Raw genomic sequence first — 17,272 nt, 5'->3', positions numbered from 1 at the left:
TGCCGCTCAGCTGTCCCGGTCGGCGGGACGCGCGCCCGTGGCGTCGGCCCGGTCGGTGCGAGCGGCGGACGGATCGTCAACCGGCTCGTCGTCGCTGGACGTGAGGTCGGCGGCTGCCGTGTCGTCGGACGGCTGGCCATCATCCGGCCGGGAGTCGTCGTCGTTCGCTGGCGGCACGACGCCGGTGTCCTGCCAGGCCGCGTACTGCTCCTCACTCACCACCCGGTAGCCCTCCGGCGCGGCGGCCCGCGCGGGGGTCTCCCGCTCGGAGAGGTCGACCTGGGACAGGTCGGACGTGGGGGGCGGGGTCGTCGTCGCCGGGCCGAGCGGGATCAGGTAGTCCCGAGGGCCACGCACCCGTACGAAGTAGATCAGGGCGCCGAGGAAGACCAGGGCGGCGGTCCAGACGTTGAGCCGAACGCCGAGGATCTGGTTGGCCTCGTCGGTGCGCATCAGCTCGATCCAGAACCGGCCGACTGTGTAACCCATCACGTAGAGCGCGAACGCCCGGCCCCGGCCCAGCTTCAGCCGACGATCGAGGATCAGCACCAGAGCTACGACGCCCAGGTTCCACAGCGCCTCGTAGAGGAAGGTCGGCTGGTAGAGACCCGGCTCGAGGATCGGCTGCCCGGCGTCGTCGCGCAGCGCGTGCCCAGGATTGTCCGGGTCCATCCGGTGGATCTCCAGACCCCACGGCAGTGTCGTCCGGCCACCGAAGAGCTCGTTGTTGAACCAGTTGCCGATCCGGCCGACGGCCTGGGCCAGCGGCAGCCCGGGGGCCAGCGCGTCGGCCACCACGCCGAACGGAATGCCGAGCTGTCGGGCCGCGATCCAGGCACCGAGCGCGCCACCGGCGACCGCGCCCCAGATGCCGAGACCGCCCTCCCAGATGGCGAATGCCTTCATCGGGTCCCCACCAGCGCCGAAGTACTTCTCGGGTGAGGTGACCACGTGGTAGATCCGGGCGCCGATGATGCCGGCGGGCACCGCCCAGACGGCGATGTCGAGCACCGCGCCGGGCGCGACGCCGCGCTGCCGCAGCCGGCGCTCCGTCACCCAGCAGGCCAGCACGATGCCGGCGATGATGCAGAGCGCGTAGGCCCGGATCGGCACCGGCCCGAGCTGCCAGACCGCGGTGCTGGGGCTGGGCAGGGCCGCCTGGGGGGAGAGCGAGGCGAGGGTCACGGGTGCACACGCTACCGCTGCACACCCCCGCAGCGGCACCCCGGGCCGTTGGAGGGCGCATCCCGGTGACTTCTGGTTTGCGCCGCCGTAGGCTCTTTGTCCATGAGCGCGCTCACCTGGGCGGTCGCCGCTGTCGTCACCGACGACGCCGGTCGGGTGCTGCTCTGCCAGCAGGGCCGGGGGGCCCGCCGCTACGCGTTGCCCGGCGGACGGCTGCGCCCGGCCGAGGACCCGGTGCGGGCGGCGCTACGGGACATTCGCGCGGAGACCGGCTGGGACATCGAGCTGATCGACCTGGTCGGGATCTACCACCTGAGCGTCCCCCCGGGAGAGGCCGCCGCCGGCCGCGCCGGGCCACTGCCGGACGTCCTCGTACACGTGTTCCGGGCCCGCACGGCCGGGGTCGGACCCGCCAGCGACCCACCGCCGGGCTGCCGGTTGTCCTGGCACTCCCCCGACGCGCTGCCCGAGGTGGTCACCCCGCTCACCCGGGTCGCCGTCACCGACGCGACCGGCGGCCGCTCCGGTGTGCTCCGCGACGTCCCCTGCGGGCCCGGCACCGTCGCCTCCGCGCCGCTACCGGCGGCTCGTCCAGCCGAGGACGGCCGCCCGGCACGGTCCCTGCACCCCTGACGGGCCGCAACCCGTCCCGAGGTCCGCCGCGTGGTCACTGACAGCCCCACCTGCCGGCCACACCCGACCAGGCGGGCCGGGCTCAACGGGTGGGGTTACGGACGCCCTCGGCGAGTTCGGCGCTGAGCGTGCGCAGGGCGGCCAGCCCGTCGGCCTCGGTGGGCGCGTCGAGCACACACCGGACCAGCGCGCTGCCCACGATCACCCCGTCGGCGTAACCGGCGACGGTGCCGGCCTGCGCGCCGGTACCCACACCCAGGCCGACACCGATCGGCAGGTCGGTGACCGCGCGGGCCCGGGAGACCAGCGTCGGGGCGGCGTCGGAGGTACGCGCCCGAGCGCCGGTCACCCCCATCACGGCTGTCGCGTAGACGAAGCCCCGGCAGTGCTGCACCGTCATGGCCAGCCGAGCGTCGGTGGACGACGGCGAAACCAGGAACGTGCGGTCCAGCCCATGCGCGTCCGAGGCGGCCAGCCACTCGTCGGCCTCGTCAGGGATGAGGTCCGGGGTGATCAGACCGGTGCCGCCGGCCGAGGCGAGGTCACGGGCGAAGACGTCCACGCCGTACCGCTCGACCGGGTTCCAGTAGGTCATGGTGACCACCGGAGCGCCGGTGGCCGCCACCGCCTCGATGATGCGCATCGTGTCCGCTGTGCGTACGCCCCCGGCCAGCGCGATGTCACTGGCCCGCTGGATCACCGGCCCGTCCATCACCGGGTCGGAGTAGGGGATCTCCACCTCGATCACGTCGACGCCGGCCTCGACCATGGCGGTCATCGCGGCGATGCTGCCCTCGACGGTGGGGAAACCGGCCGGCATGCAACCGACCAGCAGTGCCCGTCCGTCGGCGCGGGCCTTGTCGAAGGCCACCCCGATCCGGCTCATCTCACCGCTCCTTGTCGAGGATGCCGAAGTAGTCGCCGGCGGTGTGCACGTCCTTGTCGCCCCGCCCGGAGAGGTTGACCACGATGGTGGGCTCCCGGCCCAGCTCCGCGGCGAGCTTCGGGGCCAGCGCGACGGTGCCGGCGAGCGCGTGTGCGCTCTCGATCGCCGGGATGATGCCCTCGGTACGGCAGAGCAGCTCGAACGCGGCCATCGCCTCGTCGTCGGTGACCGGCAGGTAGTTCGCCCGGCCGGTGTCGTGCAGCCACGCGTGCTCGGGCCCCACGCCCGGGTAGTCCAGGCCGGCGGAGATCGAGTGCGACTCCAGGGTCTGCCCGTCGGCGTCCTGGAGCACGAAGGTGCGGGTGCCGTGCAGGACCCCGGCTGACCCGCCGGTGATGCTCGCCGCGTGCCGGCCGGTGGCCACCCCGTCGCCACCGGCTTCGAAGCCGTACAGCCGCACGGCCTCGTCACCAACGAACGCGTGGAAGATGCCCAGCGCGTTGGAGCCGCCGCCGACGCAGGCGGTGACGGCGTCCGGCAGCCCGCCGGTGAGGTCCAGGCACTGCTGACGGGCCTCGTCACCGATGCCCCTGACGAAGTCGCGCACCATCGCCGGGAACGGGTGCGGGCCCGCTGCGGTGCCGATCAGGTAGTGCGTCTCGTCGACGTTGGCCACCCAGTCGCGCATCGCCTCGTTCATCGCGTCCTTGAGGGTGCGCGAGCCGTTGGTGACCGGGATGACTGTCGCGCCGAGCATCCGCATCCGGGCCACGTTGAGCGCCTGCCGCTCGGTGTCGACCTGGCCCATGTAGACCACGCACTCCAGGTCGAACAGGGCGGCGGCGGTCGCGGTGGCGACACCGTGCTGGCCGGCGCCGGTCTCCGCGATCACCCGGGTCTTGCCCATCCGCTTGGTGAGCAGCGCCTGGCCGAGCACGTTGCGCACCTTGTGCGCACCCGTGTGGTTGAGGTCCTCGCGCTTGAGCAGCACCCGCGCGCCGACCTTCGCGGAGAACCGTCGGGCCTCGTACAGCAGCGAAGGCGTGCCGGCGTAGTCGCGCAACAACGCGCCGAACTCCGCCCGGAAGGACTCGTCCTCCATCGCCGTACGCCACGCCCCGTCGAGCTCGTCCAGCGCGGCCACCAGGGCCTCGGGAACGAACCGACCGCCGAAGCGGCCGAAGTGGCCGGCGGAGTCGGGCTGCGGGCCGGCCACCGGGGCCAGCGCGTCGGCGCTCATCGGGAATCCTCTCGCTGGGACGTCAGACCGGCGCGGGTCAGCGCACCGGCCGGGGCGTTGCCGGGTGGTTGCCCGCGTTGACCAACTCGGCGACCGCCTCGCGGGGGCTCTTCTGGGTGACCAGGCCCTCGCCCACGAGGACCGCGTCGGCGCCCGCGGAGGCGTACCGGATCAGGTCGTGCGGGCCGCGAACGCCGGATTCGGCGATCTTGACGACGCTGCTGGGCAGGCCGGGCGCGATCCGCTCGAACACCGACCGGTCGACCTCCAGGGTACGCAGGTCACGGGCGTTGACCCCGATCACCTGCGCGCCGGCCTCCAGCGCGCGGTCGGCCTCTTCCTCGTCGTGCACCTCGACCAGGGCGGTCATGCCCAGCGACTCGATCCGCTCCAGCAGGCCCATCAGGACGTTCTGCTCGAGGGCGGCGACGATCAGCAGCACCAGGTCGGCGCCGTGCGCGCGGGCCTCGTGGATCTGATAGCTGGAGACCACGAAGTCCTTACGCAGGACCGGCACGGTGACCGCGGCACGGACGGCCGCCAGGTCGTCCAGCGAACCGCCGAACCAGCGGCCCTCGGTCAGCACGCTGATCGCCCGCGCCCCACCGGCCGCGTAGTCAACAGCGAGGTCGGCCGGATCGGCGATCTCGGCCAGCCGGCCCTTGGACGGCGACGAACGCTTCACCTCGGCGATCACGGCCACGCCGGGCTTGCGCAGCGCCGCGTACGCGTCCATGGGCGGCGGCGCCGCCGCTGCCAGTTCACGGATCCGCTCCAGCGGAACCTGCTCCTGGCGTCGGGCGACGTCTTCACGCACGCCGGCCAGAATCTCGTCGAGCACGCTTACGGACGCTGCCTGGCCGGCCTCGTCCCCCTCCGCGTGCGCATGCTCAGCAGTCACGAACGGACTCCCCTCTCCGGGCGTCATGGGCCGATGCTAGGGGCAGCCGACCGACGCCGAATGCCGGGGGTATGGCGCTGCTCACGAAAAGGGCTGCGGCATAATGGCCGACTTGCCGTGAAGGGGTTGTCACGCAGCGCCACCTCCGGTATCGACCACCGTCACGCGGTATGGAGCCTGGCGGCCGCGGTCAGACCGGGCCGGTCCATCGATCATGCCACCAGTTTCCGCTCGCCGCCCGACCGCAGCGATGTCGATCGATGCTGTGAGCAAGCTCAAGGCCGAACGGACGGTGCCTGGTCACGGCCGAGGCGAGACAGTTGACCGGGCGGTCACCGTGGCGAAACGTCGACGGGCGAGCATCGTCCTCGGGCAGACTCGATGGCGCGCCTGCCCCGACCGCAGCAACTCCTCGTGCGAGGTGACCATGAGCATTTCCGAGTCGAACCCGAGCATCGGACTGACCACCATCTCGCGGACTGTGGCATCGCTCGCCGTCGGAGTGGTGCACACCGTGGAACGGGCCGTGGTGGGCGAGGGGCGGATGCGGACGGCACGGGGCAACGCCTGGGAGGCGGTCTGCGCCGACCGGGCTCGCGCCGACCAACGCGCCGAGCTGAACCGCCTGGTCGCCGAGCTGACCGCCGCCCGCGCCGCCAGTAGCCGCGCCGAGTGGGAGCGCCAGCCGGTCGGCTGACCGCCCGCCCGCCGGCCGTCGCGTCAACCGGCCGTCGCGGCCGTCGGGTCAGCTCGTCCGTCGGGTCAGTCGTCCGTCGGGTCCTCGCCCCGGTCCAGCGCGTCCCACGCCTCGGTGGTCCGCCGCCCCGCCAACGGCGTCGGCGGCACGGCCGGGTCGCTCTGCGGCGGCGCGGCCTGCGGCGCGGTCCGCGCCGGACGTTCGTACCGGGCGCCCATCGCCGGCCAGTCACCGCCACGCACCGCCGTCCACCAGCCTCCCCCTGCGGCCAGCAGGCCGCCGAGCAGGCAGAGCGCCGGCCACTGCCGGCTCGCGTCGCCGCCCACGTCGGCGACCAGCCCATACCCGCCGCCTGCCGCCACGGCCAGACCGAGTACGCCGAGCAGCGCCCCGAGCACCCGACGCAGGCGGCCCCGGGTGGCCAGCACCGCGCCGCCCCCGGCCAAGGTCACCAGGGCCAACGCCGGCAGCCAGGGCAGCAGGCTCGCACCGCTGCGGGTGTCACGCACCGGCGGCAGCGGCGCCGGACGTACCGTCAGCTCGACCGACCAGCTGCGCGTCGCGGCCCACAGCGCCAGGCCCGCGCCGGCCAGGCAGAGCAGCACGGCGTACGTCAGCGCGCGCCGGCCGACGACGGACCGCTCCCCGCCGCTCACGAGCTCATCCCCTCGTTCGCGACTGCGGGGTTCCGCCTCGCCGCACTCCTCACGCTCACCGTGCCGGCCGGAGGGTTTCGGCGGCCGCGATCGCGGCCAGCACTGCCGCGGCCTTGTTCCGCGTCTCCTGGTCCTCGGCGGCCGGGTCCGAGTCGGCGACCACCCCCGCCCCGGCCTGGACGTAGGCGCGGCCGTCGCGGATGAGCGCGGTCCGGATGGCGATCGCCATGTCCAGGTCGCCGCCGAAGCCGAAGTAGCCGACGGTGCCGCCGTAGAGGCCACGACGGACCGGCTCCAACTCCTCGATGATCTCCATGGCGCGCACCTTGGGCGCCCCGGAGAGCGTGCCGGCCGGGAAGGTCGCGGCCAGCGCGTCGAAGGCGCTCTGGTCGTCACGCAGCGTGCCGGTGACTGTGGAGACGATGTGCATGACGTGGCTGTACCGCTCGATCGTGGCGAACTCGGGCACCTCCACGCTGCCGGGCTGACAGACCCGTCCCAGGTCGTTGCGGCCGAGGTCGACCAGCATCACGTGCTCGGCCCGTTCCTTCGGGTCGGCGAGCAGCTCGGCGGCGAGCGCGGCGTCGGCGGCGGAGGTGCCACCCCGCGGCCGGGTGCCGGCGATCGGGTGCAGCAACGCTCGGCGCCGCCCGTCCGCGGCCCCGGTGACCTTCAGGTGCGCCTCCGGGGACGAGCCGACGATGTCGAACCCGTCGAAGCGCAGCAGGTACATGTACGGGCTCGGGTTGCTGGTGCGCAGCACCCGGTAGACGTCCAGCGGGTCGGCGTGGGTCGTCCGCTCGAACCGCTGGGAGAGCACGATCTGGAAGCACTCACCGGCCCTGATCGCCTCCTTGGCCGCCTCCACCGCCTTCGGGTAACCACCGTCGGGCGTACGGCATTGCACCTCGCCGGCCGGCGGGCGCTCGACCGTGGAGATCATCGGCGGGATGGGCCGGGACAGCGCTGTGGTCATCGCGTCCAACCGGCCCACCGCGTGGTGGTAGGCGGCGGCGACCTGCGGGGCGCGGTCCGGGGCGTCCAACGGCGGCAGCACCGCGTTGGCGACCAGGATCGCCGAGCCGTCGTAGTGGTCGAGCACCACCAGGTCGGTGGCGAGCATCATGCCCAGCTCCGGGACGCCCAGGTCGTCCTCGGTCAACTCGGGCAACCGCTCGAAGCGCCGGATCAGGTCGTAGCCGAGGTAGCCGACCATGCCCCCGGTCAGCGGCGGCAGACCGTCGGACGGGTCCCCTACCGGGCCGGCCAGCGCCGCCACCGTCTCCCGCAGCATCCGCACCGGGTCACCCTCGGTGCTCAGCCCGGCTGGCGGCTGGCCGAGCCAGGTCGCCACACCGTCGCGCTCGATCAGGGTCGCGCTGCTGCGTACGCCGATGAACGAGTAGCGCGACCAGGCCATGCCGGCCGAGCCGACGCCCTGCTCGGCCGATTCCAGCAGGAACGTGCCCGGCCCACCGGCCAGCTTCCGGTAGACCCCGACCGGGGTCTCCGCGTCGGCCAGCAGCCGCCGGGTGACCGGCACCACCCGCCAGTCGGCGGCCAGCGCGGTGAAGGTGGCCAGGTCGGGGCTGAGGGTGCCGTCGGTCATCAGCCGACCCGCCTTTCGGTAGTGACTGCGGTGCTTCGCCGGGTTGCGCTCCGCGTGTTCACGGCGCCTCCGTCCCGGTGACGGGCAGCTCGGTGAAGAAGCAGGTCCGGTGCCCGGTGTGGCAGGCCGCGCCGACCTGCTCCACGGTCACCAGCAGCGCGTCCCCGTCGCAGTCCAGGGCGACCGACCGCACGTACTGGTGGTGCCCGGAGGTGGCGCCTTTGACCCAGTATTCGCGGCGGCTACGCGACCAGTAGGTGGCCCGGCCGGTGGTGAGGGTGCGGTGCAATGCCTCGTCGTCCATCCAGGCGACCATCAGCACCTCACCGGAGTCGTGCGCGCGCACCACCGCGGCGACCAGACCGTCGGCGGTGCGGCGCAGCTGGGCCGCGATGGCCGGGTCGAGCCGGGACGGGCGTGCCGGCGCGGGCGCGGCCAGCTCGTTCGGATCGCTGGGGACGCCGGTCACCGGCGAGTCAGGTACGGGCACAGTCACCAATTCTCCCGCACGCGGCACGGGCACCGCCGACCGCTCCCGCCAGGGCTGCGGCGAAGGCTCCGAGAGCCAGGGCTGTGACAAGGGCCGAGGCTGCGATGGGGGCCCGGCCGGCCGGGCCAGCTGGGCGACGTAGCGGTCCAGCCGGCCGTCGACCAGGGCGGCGGCCAGGTCCGCGCCGGCCGTGTCGGCGATCTCCTCGGCGTACGGCCGGATCAACGGCAGCGTGCCGGCGACCAGCCGTACGGCGGCGGCCCAGAGCTGCCCGGTGGCGCCCGGGCGCAGCCCGAGGCAGAGCAGCATGTCCGTCCGGTAGCCGGGTGGAGCCACGGGCAGTTCCAGGGCCGCCGCGAAGGCCGCCCGGCGGGAGTGGACCCGCACGGAAGGGTTGGCCGGGCGCAGCACCGAGGGGCACAGCCGCGCCAGGTCGGCGACGGCGAGCCGGACCCCGAGGCGGTCGCTGGCCGCGCGGGCGGCGGCGGCCTTACCCAGCGTGGCGATCATCTCTTCCAGCCGGGGTGGCTCGGCGGGCTGGCAGAGCACCGGCAGGTCGATCCGGGGCCGCCAGTGCGGGTCGGCCCAGAGCAGCCGCGCCGGCGCGGTGACCGGCAGCCCGAACGCCCAGTCGGCCGGTTCGCCCAAGCGGTCCACCCAGGACCGGATGTCCCGGGCGGCCACCGAGACGTGAGTGACCTGGCCTGCGGACTCGTCGAGGTAGGCCCGGCGGGCCGCGTACGGGGCGCCGCCGACCAACACGTCGAGGTCCACGTCGCTGTGCGCGGTGGCGGCACGGCGGGCGTGGCTGCCGCGCAACAGGATGCCGACGACCGGCCGCTCGGCGGCCTGCCGCAACCGCGCGGCCCAATCCTCAAGAAAACCGCTATCCGGTAACGGAGCGTGACCCACCGCGCCATCGTGCCGTACGTCCGATCGGCGCGCAATGCCCGTTGGCGGACTTCGTGTCCGGTCCGGAGCCTACTGCCCGTTCTCGCGCTCCGCGCCACGGCGGGCCAGCCGGACACCGGTGCGGGCGTTGCGCCCGACCCGGTATTTCATCTAGCGTTGAGTTCAACAGGTGATGAGTTTAGGTGGAGGTGTGTGATGGACGATGCGATAGCCGTCCGAGACCTGGTCGTGGACCGGGGTGGGCGGCGGGTGCTGGACGGCATCAGCTGCCGGGTTCCGCGCGGTGCGGTCACCGGGCTGCTCGGCCCCAGCGGCAGCGGCAAGACCACGTTCATGCGCGCGGTGGTCGGGGTGCAGGTGGTCAGCGGCGGGACGGTCACCGTGCTCGGCCAACCGGCGGGCACTCCCGCGCTGCGGCACCGGGTGGGCTACCTGACCCAGGCGCCGAGCGTCTACGCCGACCTGACCGTCCGGGAGAACGCCCGCTACTTCGCGGCCCTCTACGGGCGTGGGCGCGCCGAGGCCGACCGGGCGATCAGCGACGTCGGGCTGGCCGAGGCCGCCGGTCAACTGGTCGGCACCCTCTCCGGCGGTCAACGCAGCCGAGCCTCGCTGGCGTGTGCCCTGGTCGGGGAACCGGAGCTGGTCATCCTCGACGAGCCGACAGTCGGCCAGGACCCGGTGCTGCGGGCCGACCTGTGGGCCCGGTTCCACGCGATGGCCGCCGCCGGCACCACCCTGCTGGTGTCCAGCCACGTCATGGACGAGGCGGCGCGCTGCGACCAACTGCTGCTGATCCGCCAGGGGCGGTTGATCGCCGACGACAGCCCGGCCGCGATCCGCGCCGCCGCCGGAGTGGACGACCTCGACGAGGCGTTCCTGCGGCTCATCCGGGCCGGCGAGGCCGCCTCCACCAGCACCGACGTGACAGCCGCACGGGAGACAGCATGAACGCGCGAATTCTCGCCGCCACCACCGGGCGCATCCTGCGTCAGCTCCGGCACGACCGGCGGACCATCGCGCTGCTCGTGGTGGTGCCGGCCGTCCTGCTCACCCTTGTCTACTTCATGTACGCCGACCAACCGACACCGCCCGGCCAGCCGACCACCTTCGACCGGATCGCGCTGGTGATGCTCGGCATCTTCCCCTTCGTGATCATGTTTCTGGTGACCAGCATCGCCATGCTGCGGGAACGCACCTCGGGCACGCTGGAGCGGCTGCTCACCACCCCGCTGGGCAAGCTCGATCTGCTCTTCGGGTACGGCATCGCGTTCGGGCTGGCCGCCGCCGTGCAGGCAGCCGTCGCCGCCGCTGTGGCGTACTGGATCTTCGATCTGGAGACCGCCGGCAGCATCGGGCTGGTGCTCGGGATCGCCGTGCTCGACGCCGTGCTCGGCGTCGCCCTCGGGCTGCTGTGCAGTGCCTTCGCGCGCACCGAGTTCCAGGCAGTACAGTTCCTGCCAGTCGTGGTGGTCCCCCAACTGCTGCTCTGCGGGCTGTTCGTGGCCCGCGACCAGATGGCCGGCTGGCTCCAGGCGCTCAGTGACGCCTTCCCCCTGTCGTACGCCATCGAGGCGTTGCAGGAGGTCGGCGCCCACGCCGAGCCGACCGGCCGGCTGTGGCGCGACGTCGCTGTGGTGTTCGGCGCGGTCGTGCTGGCGCTGGTGCTCGCGGCGGCCACCCTGCGGCGACGCAGCGGCTGACCGCCGACGTCGGGGGCGGCGGCCAGCGCGGCAGCCGACCCCGGCGTGCGCCGGGCCGGCCCACGACGGGCCGAGGCGGACGAACGAAGGGCGGCGATGACGCGGCGGACCGGCCGGCGACCCGGCAACCCGGGCACCCGGGAGGCGATTCTCGACGCGGCGCGGACGGCGTTCGCCGAACGTGGTTACGACGCCGCCTCGATCCGGGGCATCGCCGGTACGGCGCAGGTCGACCCGGCGCTCGTGCACCACTACTTCGGCAGCAAGGATCAGCTCTTCCTGGCGGCGATGAACTTTCCGGTCGACCCCGGTCAGCTGGTGCCGAAGGTGCTGGCCGGCGACCGGGACGGCGTCGGTGAGCGGATGGTGCGCATCTTCCTCGGCGTCTGGGACTCCCCGACCGGCAGCGCGGCACAGGCACTGCTGCGCTCCGCGGTGAGCAACGAGTGGACCGCTCGGCTGCTGCGTGAGTTCGTCACCACCCAGGTGCTGCGCCGGGTGCTGGAGAACCTCGACGTCGACCCGGTCGAGCTACCGCTGCGTGGCTCGCTGGTGGCCACCCAGATGATCGGGCTGGCCATGATGCGGCACGTGGTGCGCCTTGAGCCGGTCGCCTCGGCGGATCCGGAAACCCTGGTGGCCGCGATCGGCCCCACGATCCAGCGTTACCTCACCGGCCCGCTACCGAGCTGACCCGACGGCGCCGCCGAACCCCGACCCCGACGCGATCTTGCACTTTCTGTCCCGACCAAAGGGATATACCACGCGTACCGACGACCGAAAGTGCAAGATCGGCGGGGTGGGACGGGGCCGAGGGCGGGCCAGGGCGGGGCGGGGCGGTTAGCGCGGGGGGCGGGCGTCGGCTGTTAGTCGCAGCGGCGGCAGCACTTGGGGCAGCTCGGCCGGGTCGTCCACCGGGCCGGGGAAGGCCAGCCGGACGCGACGGCGGGCGCCGGGTTGGCCGAGGGCCACCACCAGCCCGTAGCGGTCGATGCGCACCACCCGCGGCGGCCCGTCCGGGGTCTGCCCGGTCAACCCGAGCTGCCGGCGCAGGTACTCCGTCACCTGGGCGCCGTGGCACTCGGCGAGGTCGGCGAGCAGGCGGGCCTCGACCGGGTGCACCGGGTCGGGCTCGGCCTCGGCGTACTCCACCGGGTCGATCCGGTGCACGACGCCGGCCCGCTCCCAGCGGACCTCGACCACCTCGAAGCGGAACAGCCGGAACCGGGTGCCCAGGTCGAGCAGGTCGCCGGTCGGCTCCACGGCGGCGAACTCGACAGCCGCGTGGCGGGCCTCGTCGCCGCGCAGTTCGGCCGCCCAGCCGGACACCCAGGCGCGACCCAGGCCGGGCGCGCCGGCGGCGGGCGGCAGGTCGAGCACGTCGAGCACCACGGCGACGTCGCTGCCCCCGGCGGCCGGTTGCAGGGCGGCGGCAAGGTGGCTGGCCACCGGCACCAGCAGCAGCACCCGCCCGTCCGAGTCGGTGACGTGCCGGGCGTGATGCGGGCCCGGCCGGTGGGCCAGGTGCACGAGGCCGGGCAGGCGCCCGGCGACGAGGGTACGGACGATCTCGGCGGAGTTGGGCCGCATGGGCGCGACCTCCTTCAAAGGTTAGGCTTACCTAACCGGAGCCTAGAGCACCCGCCCGTCGGCGTCCACCACACCGCCGCACCTCACCGGGTCTGCTCCAGCCAGGAGGCGTAGAGCAGGCCGTACACCGAGTCGGCGTCGCGAACCAGCTCGTCGTGCGGGCCGCGCTGCACCACCCGACCACGGTCCACCACGATCACCTCGTCGGCGGCCTGCGCCGTGGAGAGCCGGTGCGCGATGGCGAGGGTGGTCCGACCCCGGGTGACAGCGTCCAACGTGCGTTGCAACCGCACCTCCGTCGCCGGGTCCACAGCGCTGGTCGCCTCGTCGAGCACCAGCAGGTCCGGGTCGGCCACGTACGCGCGGGCCAGCGCGACAAGCTGCCGCTCCCCGACGCTGAGCGCCTCGCCGCGCTCCCCGACCGGAGTGTCCAGGCCCGCCGGCAGACCCTCCAGCCAGTCCGACAGGCCCAGCTCGGTGAAGGCGGCGCTCAACTGCTCGTCGGTCAACTCCGGGCGGGCGAACCGGACGTTGTCCCCCACCGTCGCGTCGAAGAGGAACCCGTCCTGCGGCACCATCACCACGCGGGAGCGCAGCGAGCCGAACCGGACGTCGGTCAGCGGCACCCCGGACAGCAGCACCGCCCCGGCCGACGGGTCCATCAGCCGGGTCAGCAACTTGGCGAACGTGGTCTTGCCGCTGCCGGTCTCACCGACCACCGCCACCCGGCTCTTCGCCGGGATCTCCAGGTCGATGTCGTGCAGCACCGGCGGACCACCCGGATAGGCGAACCGCACACCGGAGAACCGGATGTCCAGCGGCCCGCCCGGCAGCTCCCGCCCCTGCTCCCCCGGGTCGGCCACGTCCGGGGCGACGTCCAACACGTCCAGCACCCGACGCCAACCGGCGATCGCGTTCTGCGCCTCGTTGAGCACCTCGGTCGCGATCTGCACCGGCTGGATGAACAGCGTCACCAGGAAGAGGAACGCGGTCAGCTGACCGATCGACAGCGTGCCGTCGACGCCCAACAGCACGCCGAGCACCACCACACCGGCCAGCGCCAGCCCCGCCGCCAACTCGCCGACCGAGCTGCCCACGATGCTGATCCGGATCGCCCGCTGCTGCGCCAGCCGCTGCCGGTCGATCGCCTCGTCCAGCCGCCGCTCGGTGCGCCCGGCGATTCCGTACGCCCGGATCACGGGCGCGCCCACCACGCTCTCGCCGATCGCGCCGAGCAACGTCCCGGTGCGTTGGCGCACAGTCGCGTACGCGCTGCCGAGGCGACGTTGCAACTGCCGGATCACGAACACCGCCGGCAGGAACGCGGCCAACACCACAAGTGTCAACTGCCAGGAGTACGCCAGCATGACGGCGGTGGTGACCACCAGCTGACCGAGGTTGACCAGCAGGATCACCCCGCCCCACTGGAGGAACTGGGTGATCTGGTCCACGTCGCTGGTGACCCGCGACACCAGCGAACCGCGCCGCTCCGACTGCTGGTGCAACATCGACAGGTCGTGCACGTGGCGGAACGCGCGCGTCCGCACGTTGGCCAGCGCCGTCTCGCTGACCGTGAAGAGCCGGCGCATCATCAGGTAGCCGCAGATCGTGGTGATCGTCAGGATCGCCGTGGTGATCGCCACCACCGTCCAGACCACGTTCAGATTCAGACCACCGACGAGGCCCCGGTCGATGCCCTGCTGCACGGCGACCGGCACGGCGACCCGACCGACCATGTAGACCAACGCCAGGGCCAACGTACCGGCCAGACCGATCCGTAGTTCCGGCGAGAGCGCCAGGCCCCGACGCAGGGTCTGCCAGGTCGTCTCCTGCCGGGTCTCCGGCGTGTCACTCGTTTCCGTCGTCGCGCTCACCGGGCCCGCCTTTCGTTCGCGACTGCGGGGCTCCGCTGCGCTGCACTCCTCGCGCTCACCGGTCCCGCCTTTCGTTCGCGACTGCGGGGCTCCGCTGCGCTGCACTCCTCGCGCTCACCGGTCCCGCCTCGATCTCCAGGCCCGACGGCAGCGGTGCCACGTCGTCGCCGTAGGAACTTTCCTGTGCCCGCTCCACCTCGGCCTGCTCGTAGGCGGTGACCAGGTCGACGTAGCCGGGCACGGTGGCCAACAACTCGCTGTGGGTGCCTCGGGCGACCACCCGTCCCTGCTCCACGTAGATGACCTCGTCGGCGAGGGCGATGGTGGCCCGGCGGTACGCCACCACCAGGATCGACGCGGCCGGAACTCCCGCCTCCGTGGTCGACGACCGCAGCCCCGCCAGGATGGCCGCTTCCACTCGAGGATCGACAGCGCTCGTCGCGTCGTCGAGCACCAGCAGGCGCGGGCGACCGGCCAGCGCGCGGGCCAGGGTGAGACGCTGCCGCTGCCCGCCGGAGAGCGAGGTGCCCCGCTCGCCGACCATGGTGTCCAGACCATCGGGCAGCGCGGCGACGAAACCGTCCGCCTCAGCCAGCCGCAGCGCCGCCCAGACCACCTCGTCGTCGACACCGGGCCGGTCGAGGGCGATGTTGGCGCGGACCGTGTCGTCGAAGATGAACGGCACCTGGGCGACCAGTGCCACGGTGCCGGCCAGCGACGCGGAGGTCAGCTCGCGCACGTCCACGCCGTCCAGGTTCACAGTGCCGGAGTCCGGGTCGACGAGACGCACCGCCAGCGAGGCGATGGTGGACTTGCCGGCGCCGGTCGGCCCCACCAGGGCCACCGTCCGACCGGCGGGCACCGTGAAGCCGACCTCGCCGAGGACCTGCGCGCCGGGCGGGTGCGCTTCGGCCGGCGGGTAGGAGTAGTGCACGTCGTCGAAGGTGAGGGTGGCCGGGCCGGCGCCGGCCGGGTCGAGCACCCGCTGCCCGTACGGCATCTCGCCGGTGGCGTCGAGGACCCGGCGCACCCGGTCCCAGCCGGCGACGCTGCGCGGCAGCTCGGCCAGCACCCAACCGATGGCCCGCACCGGGAAGGCCAGCACAGTGAAGAGGAAGGCCACGCTGACCAGCTCGGTGACGCTGATCGCGCCTTGGCGCAGCCGGAACGCCCCGACCACCAGCACGGCCAGGGTGCCGAGGCTGGGCAGCGTCTCCAGCAGCGGGTCGAAGATGCCGCGCAGCCGGCCGACAGCGATCAGCGAGTCGCGCAGCTCACCGGCGCGGCCCGCGAACCGGGCGGTCTCCTGGGCCTCGCGGCCCATCGTCTTGACCACCAGTGCGCCGTCGAAGCTCTCGTGGGCGATGCCGCTGACCTCGGCGCGCAGGCGCTGTGCCCGGGCCTGCCGGGGGGCCATCCGGCGGGAGTAGACGACGTTGAGCGCGAACAGCGCGGGGAAGACCGCGAGCCCGACCAGGGCGAGCGCCCAGTCGGTGGCGAAGAGCGACACGATCGCGCCGACAAGCATCACCAACGTGCCGACGGCGAACGGCAGCGGCGCGATCGGGTACCAGGCCGCTTCCACGTCGGAGTTGGCGTTGGACAGCAGGGTGCCGGTGGAGTTGCGGTGGTGCCAGGACAGCGGCAGCTCCAGGTACCGACGGGTCACCCGGCGGCGGTAGGAGGCCTGGAGGCGGTACTGCATGTAGCCGGCGCCGAGCCGGCGGCCGAAGATGCCCGCCACCCGCAGCACGCTGATCCCGAACAACGCGGCCGCGGCCAGCGCCAGGGTGCCGGCGCCCACCTCGCCGCGTTCGATGGCCGGAAGCGCCACCTCACCGATGACCGACCCGACCACCCGGGCGCTGACAATGATCATCCCGCCGAAGAGCACGCTGCCGACGACCGCCACCGAGAAGATCCGCGGTTGCTCACGGATCGCCTGCCGCAGGACCCCCAGCCCTCGACTGAGAACGTCCCGACTTGTCTTGCTCGCCACGCTCTCCCCCGCCGTAAGCCGCAATTATCTCCCTCATCCTTACCGGTCGGGGCCAGTGCCGCCGACCCTGACTGGATATGTCGACCATCACGTACCGGACGGCGGCGTGCCGTCGGCGTCGACCGGCGTCCGCTGTCGCGCGCCGACGGGCCGCCGGGCCTACGATCGGGCCATGCCGCGGTACGCCCGAGCCGAGCGCGAGGCGCTGGCCGATCTTCTCCTGGCCCTCGGGCCGGACGCCCCGACCATCAACGAGGGCTGGGCGACCCGTGACCTCGCCGCGCATCTGGTGCTGCGGGAGCGCCGTCCGGACGCGGCGGGTGGGATAGTGCTGCCGCCGCTGCGCGGCTACGCCGAGCGGGTCCGTCGGCGACTCGCCGCACGGCCCTACCCCGAGTTGGTGGCACAGGTGCGCCGACCGCCGGTGTGGAGCCCGGTCAGCAACCCGCTGACCGACGAGTTGGCCAACACGATGGAGTTCTTCATCCATCATGAGGACGTCCGGCGGGCCGGCTCCGGGTGGCAGCCGCGCGATCTGCCGGTCGGCCTGCAGAGCGCGCTCTGGAAGCGCGCGGCCCCGATGGCCCGGCTGGCGCTGCGGCGTTTTCCGGCGGACCTCTACGTGCAGGCGCCGGGCCACGGTGAGGTCTCCCTCGGCCGCGGTGGTGAGCCGCTGCGCCTGGTCGGCGCCCCGGCTGAGCTGGTGCTGTTCTTCTCCGGCCGGCAACGGGTGGCCCGGGTCCAACTGAACGGCTCGGCGGAGGCGGCTCAGCGGCTACGCACCGCCCACCTGGGCATGTAACCACCTGTACGTAAACGGTCACCGAACGACTGTGGAATTTCCCACACCCAGCGAAACATGCTGATACCTCCTCCCGTACGCTTCACCGCGCCGCT

Annotated in this window: 15 protein-coding genes and 2 pseudogenes; 6 read left to right on the top strand and 11 right to left on the bottom strand. The window is 73.0% G+C overall.

What is annotated here, in order from left to right; translation table 11 throughout:
* Nucleotides 1-6: 6 nt before the first annotated feature.
* Complete coding sequence (gene lgt, locus OG992_RS30085) at nt 7-1,185, bottom strand: prolipoprotein diacylglyceryl transferase (RefSeq protein WP_238686028.1); 1,179 nt, start codon at nt 1,183-1,185, stop codon at nt 7-9.
* Between the two features lie 102 nt (nt 1,186-1,287).
* Here lgt and OG992_RS30080 point away from each other — a divergent pair, with 102 nt between their 5' ends.
* Entirely contained in the window at nt 1,288-1,818 is a 531-nt protein-coding gene (locus OG992_RS30080) for an NUDIX hydrolase (protein ID WP_266304903.1), read from the top strand.
* Between the two features lie 82 nt (nt 1,819-1,900).
* On the opposite strand, the gene trpA is transcribed toward OG992_RS30080, so the two are convergent.
* Genes trpA through trpC form a run of 3 tightly spaced genes read right to left on the bottom strand, consistent with a single transcriptional unit; the run spans nt 1,901 to nt 4,785 of the window.
* Nucleotides 1,901-2,704, bottom strand: a complete 804-nt coding sequence (gene trpA / locus OG992_RS30075) for a tryptophan synthase subunit alpha (RefSeq protein WP_091407799.1) — start codon at nt 2,702-2,704, stop codon at nt 1,901-1,903.
* Nucleotide 2,705: 1 nt separating this feature from the next.
* The gene (gene trpB / locus OG992_RS30070) at nt 2,706-3,944 is read right to left on the bottom strand and encodes a tryptophan synthase subunit beta (RefSeq protein ID WP_238686026.1); all 1,239 of its coding nucleotides are present in this window, start codon (nt 3,942-3,944) and stop codon (nt 2,706-2,708) included.
* A gap of 37 nt (nt 3,945-3,981) precedes the next feature.
* Nucleotides 3,982-4,785, bottom strand: coding sequence for an indole-3-glycerol phosphate synthase TrpC (gene trpC / locus OG992_RS30065; RefSeq protein WP_030334428.1), 804 nt, complete (start codon nt 4,783-4,785; stop codon nt 3,982-3,984).
* 487 nt (nt 4,786-5,272) lie between these two features.
* On the opposite strand from trpC, the gene OG992_RS30060 reads away from it, so the two are divergent.
* Entirely contained in the window at nt 5,273-5,542 is a 270-nt protein-coding gene (locus OG992_RS30060; RefSeq protein WP_238686025.1) for a hypothetical protein, read from the top strand.
* A gap of 65 nt (nt 5,543-5,607) precedes the next feature.
* On the opposite strand, the gene OG992_RS30055 is transcribed toward OG992_RS30060, so the two are convergent.
* The 4 genes and pseudogenes from OG992_RS30055 to OG992_RS30040 all read right to left on the bottom strand — a co-directional run.
* Nucleotides 5,608-6,198 carry a Trp biosynthesis-associated membrane protein gene (locus OG992_RS30055; protein ID WP_238686024.1) on the bottom strand — a complete coding sequence of 197 codons (591 nt, stop codon included), beginning with the start codon at nt 6,196-6,198 and terminating at the stop codon, nt 5,608-5,610.
* Nucleotides 6,199-6,253: 55 nt separating this feature from the next.
* Nucleotides 6,254-7,807: an anthranilate synthase component I gene (locus OG992_RS30050; protein ID WP_266304902.1), complete on the bottom strand. Its 1,554-nt coding sequence runs from the start codon at nt 7,805-7,807 to the stop codon at nt 6,254-6,256.
* Nucleotides 7,808-7,865: 58 nt separating this feature from the next.
* Entirely contained in the window at nt 7,866-8,297 is a 432-nt protein-coding gene (gene hisI, locus OG992_RS30045) for a phosphoribosyl-AMP cyclohydrolase (protein ID WP_238686066.1), read from the bottom strand.
* Between the two features lie 225 nt (nt 8,298-8,522).
* Nucleotides 8,523-8,807 (bottom strand): annotated as a pseudogene (locus tag OG992_RS30040) (phosphoribosyl-AMP cyclohydrolase); the annotation flags it as partial.
* 597 nt (nt 8,808-9,404) lie between these two features.
* Between OG992_RS30040 and OG992_RS30035 the strand changes: the two are divergent.
* The 3 genes from OG992_RS30035 (at nt 9,405) to OG992_RS30025 (ending at nt 11,605) form a co-directional block, all read left to right on the top strand.
* Complete coding sequence (locus OG992_RS30035) at nt 9,405-10,160, top strand: ABC transporter ATP-binding protein (RefSeq protein WP_238686022.1); 756 nt, start codon at nt 9,405-9,407, stop codon at nt 10,158-10,160.
* Nucleotides 10,157-10,912 (top strand): ABC transporter permease, encoded by a 756-nt coding sequence (locus OG992_RS30030; RefSeq protein ID WP_266304901.1) that lies wholly within the window; start codon nt 10,157-10,159, stop codon nt 10,910-10,912. The genes OG992_RS30035 and OG992_RS30030 overlap by 4 nt, the downstream gene beginning before the upstream one ends.
* A 96-nt stretch (nt 10,913-11,008) precedes the next feature.
* Nucleotides 11,009-11,605: a TetR family transcriptional regulator gene (locus OG992_RS30025; RefSeq protein WP_238686020.1), complete on the top strand. Its 597-nt coding sequence runs from the start codon at nt 11,009-11,011 to the stop codon at nt 11,603-11,605.
* Between the two features lie 147 nt (nt 11,606-11,752).
* Here the strand turns inward: OG992_RS30025 and OG992_RS30020 are convergent, their stop codons facing one another.
* The 3 genes and pseudogenes from OG992_RS30020 to OG992_RS30010 form a co-directional block, all read right to left on the bottom strand.
* Nucleotides 11,753-12,502, bottom strand: coding sequence for a DUF2470 domain-containing protein (locus tag OG992_RS30020; RefSeq protein ID WP_266304900.1), 750 nt, complete (start codon nt 12,500-12,502; stop codon nt 11,753-11,755).
* Between the two features lie 83 nt (nt 12,503-12,585).
* A complete protein-coding gene (locus OG992_RS30015; RefSeq protein WP_266304899.1) occupies nt 12,586-14,376 on the bottom strand; it encodes an ABC transporter ATP-binding protein in 1,791 nt (596 codons plus the stop codon).
* A gap of 127 nt (nt 14,377-14,503) precedes the next feature.
* Nucleotides 14,504-16,375: pseudogene (locus OG992_RS30010) on the bottom strand (ABC transporter ATP-binding protein); the annotation flags it as partial.
* Nucleotides 16,376-16,547: 172 nt separating this feature from the next.
* Here OG992_RS30010 and OG992_RS30005 point away from each other — a divergent pair.
* Complete coding sequence (locus tag OG992_RS30005; protein ID WP_238686016.1) at nt 16,548-17,177, top strand: TIGR03085 family metal-binding protein; 630 nt, start codon at nt 16,548-16,550, stop codon at nt 17,175-17,177.
* Nucleotides 17,178-17,272: the final 95 nt, after the last annotated feature.

Source organism: Micromonospora sp. NBC_00362, assembly GCF_026342155.1.
In the GTDB taxonomy this organism is placed as follows: domain Bacteria; phylum Actinomycetota; class Actinomycetes; order Mycobacteriales; family Micromonosporaceae; genus Micromonospora; species Micromonospora hortensis.
The sequence above is the reverse complement of the archived record's forward strand: the minus strand, read 5'-3'. Positions and strand labels throughout refer to the sequence as shown.

Excerpts from the sequence above, each read along its gene's own strand:
- OG992_RS30080 (WP_266304903.1), top strand. The coding sequence starts at position 1,288 with ATGAGCGCGCTCACCTGGGCGGTCGCCGCTGTCGTCACCGACGACGCC.
- trpA (WP_091407799.1), bottom strand. The coding sequence starts at position 2,704 with ATGAGCCGGATCGGGGTGGCCTTCGACAAGGCCCGCGCCGACGGACGG.
- trpB (WP_238686026.1), bottom strand. The coding sequence starts at position 3,944 with ATGAGCGCCGACGCGCTGGCCCCGGTGGCCGGCCCGCAGCCCGACTCC.
- OG992_RS30060 (WP_238686025.1), top strand. The coding sequence starts at position 5,273 with ATGAGCATTTCCGAGTCGAACCCGAGCATCGGACTGACCACCATCTCG.
- OG992_RS30050 (WP_266304902.1), bottom strand. The coding sequence starts at position 7,807 with ATGACCGACGGCACCCTCAGCCCCGACCTGGCCACCTTCACCGCGCTG.
- OG992_RS30035 (WP_238686022.1), top strand. The coding sequence starts at position 9,405 with ATGGACGATGCGATAGCCGTCCGAGACCTGGTCGTGGACCGGGGTGGG.
- OG992_RS30030 (WP_266304901.1), top strand. The coding sequence starts at position 10,157 with ATGAACGCGCGAATTCTCGCCGCCACCACCGGGCGCATCCTGCGTCAG.
- OG992_RS30025 (WP_238686020.1), top strand. The coding sequence starts at position 11,009 with ATGACGCGGCGGACCGGCCGGCGACCCGGCAACCCGGGCACCCGGGAG.
- OG992_RS30020 (WP_266304900.1), bottom strand. The coding sequence starts at position 12,502 with ATGCGGCCCAACTCCGCCGAGATCGTCCGTACCCTCGTCGCCGGGCGC.
- OG992_RS30005 (WP_238686016.1), top strand. The coding sequence starts at position 16,548 with ATGCCGCGGTACGCCCGAGCCGAGCGCGAGGCGCTGGCCGATCTTCTC.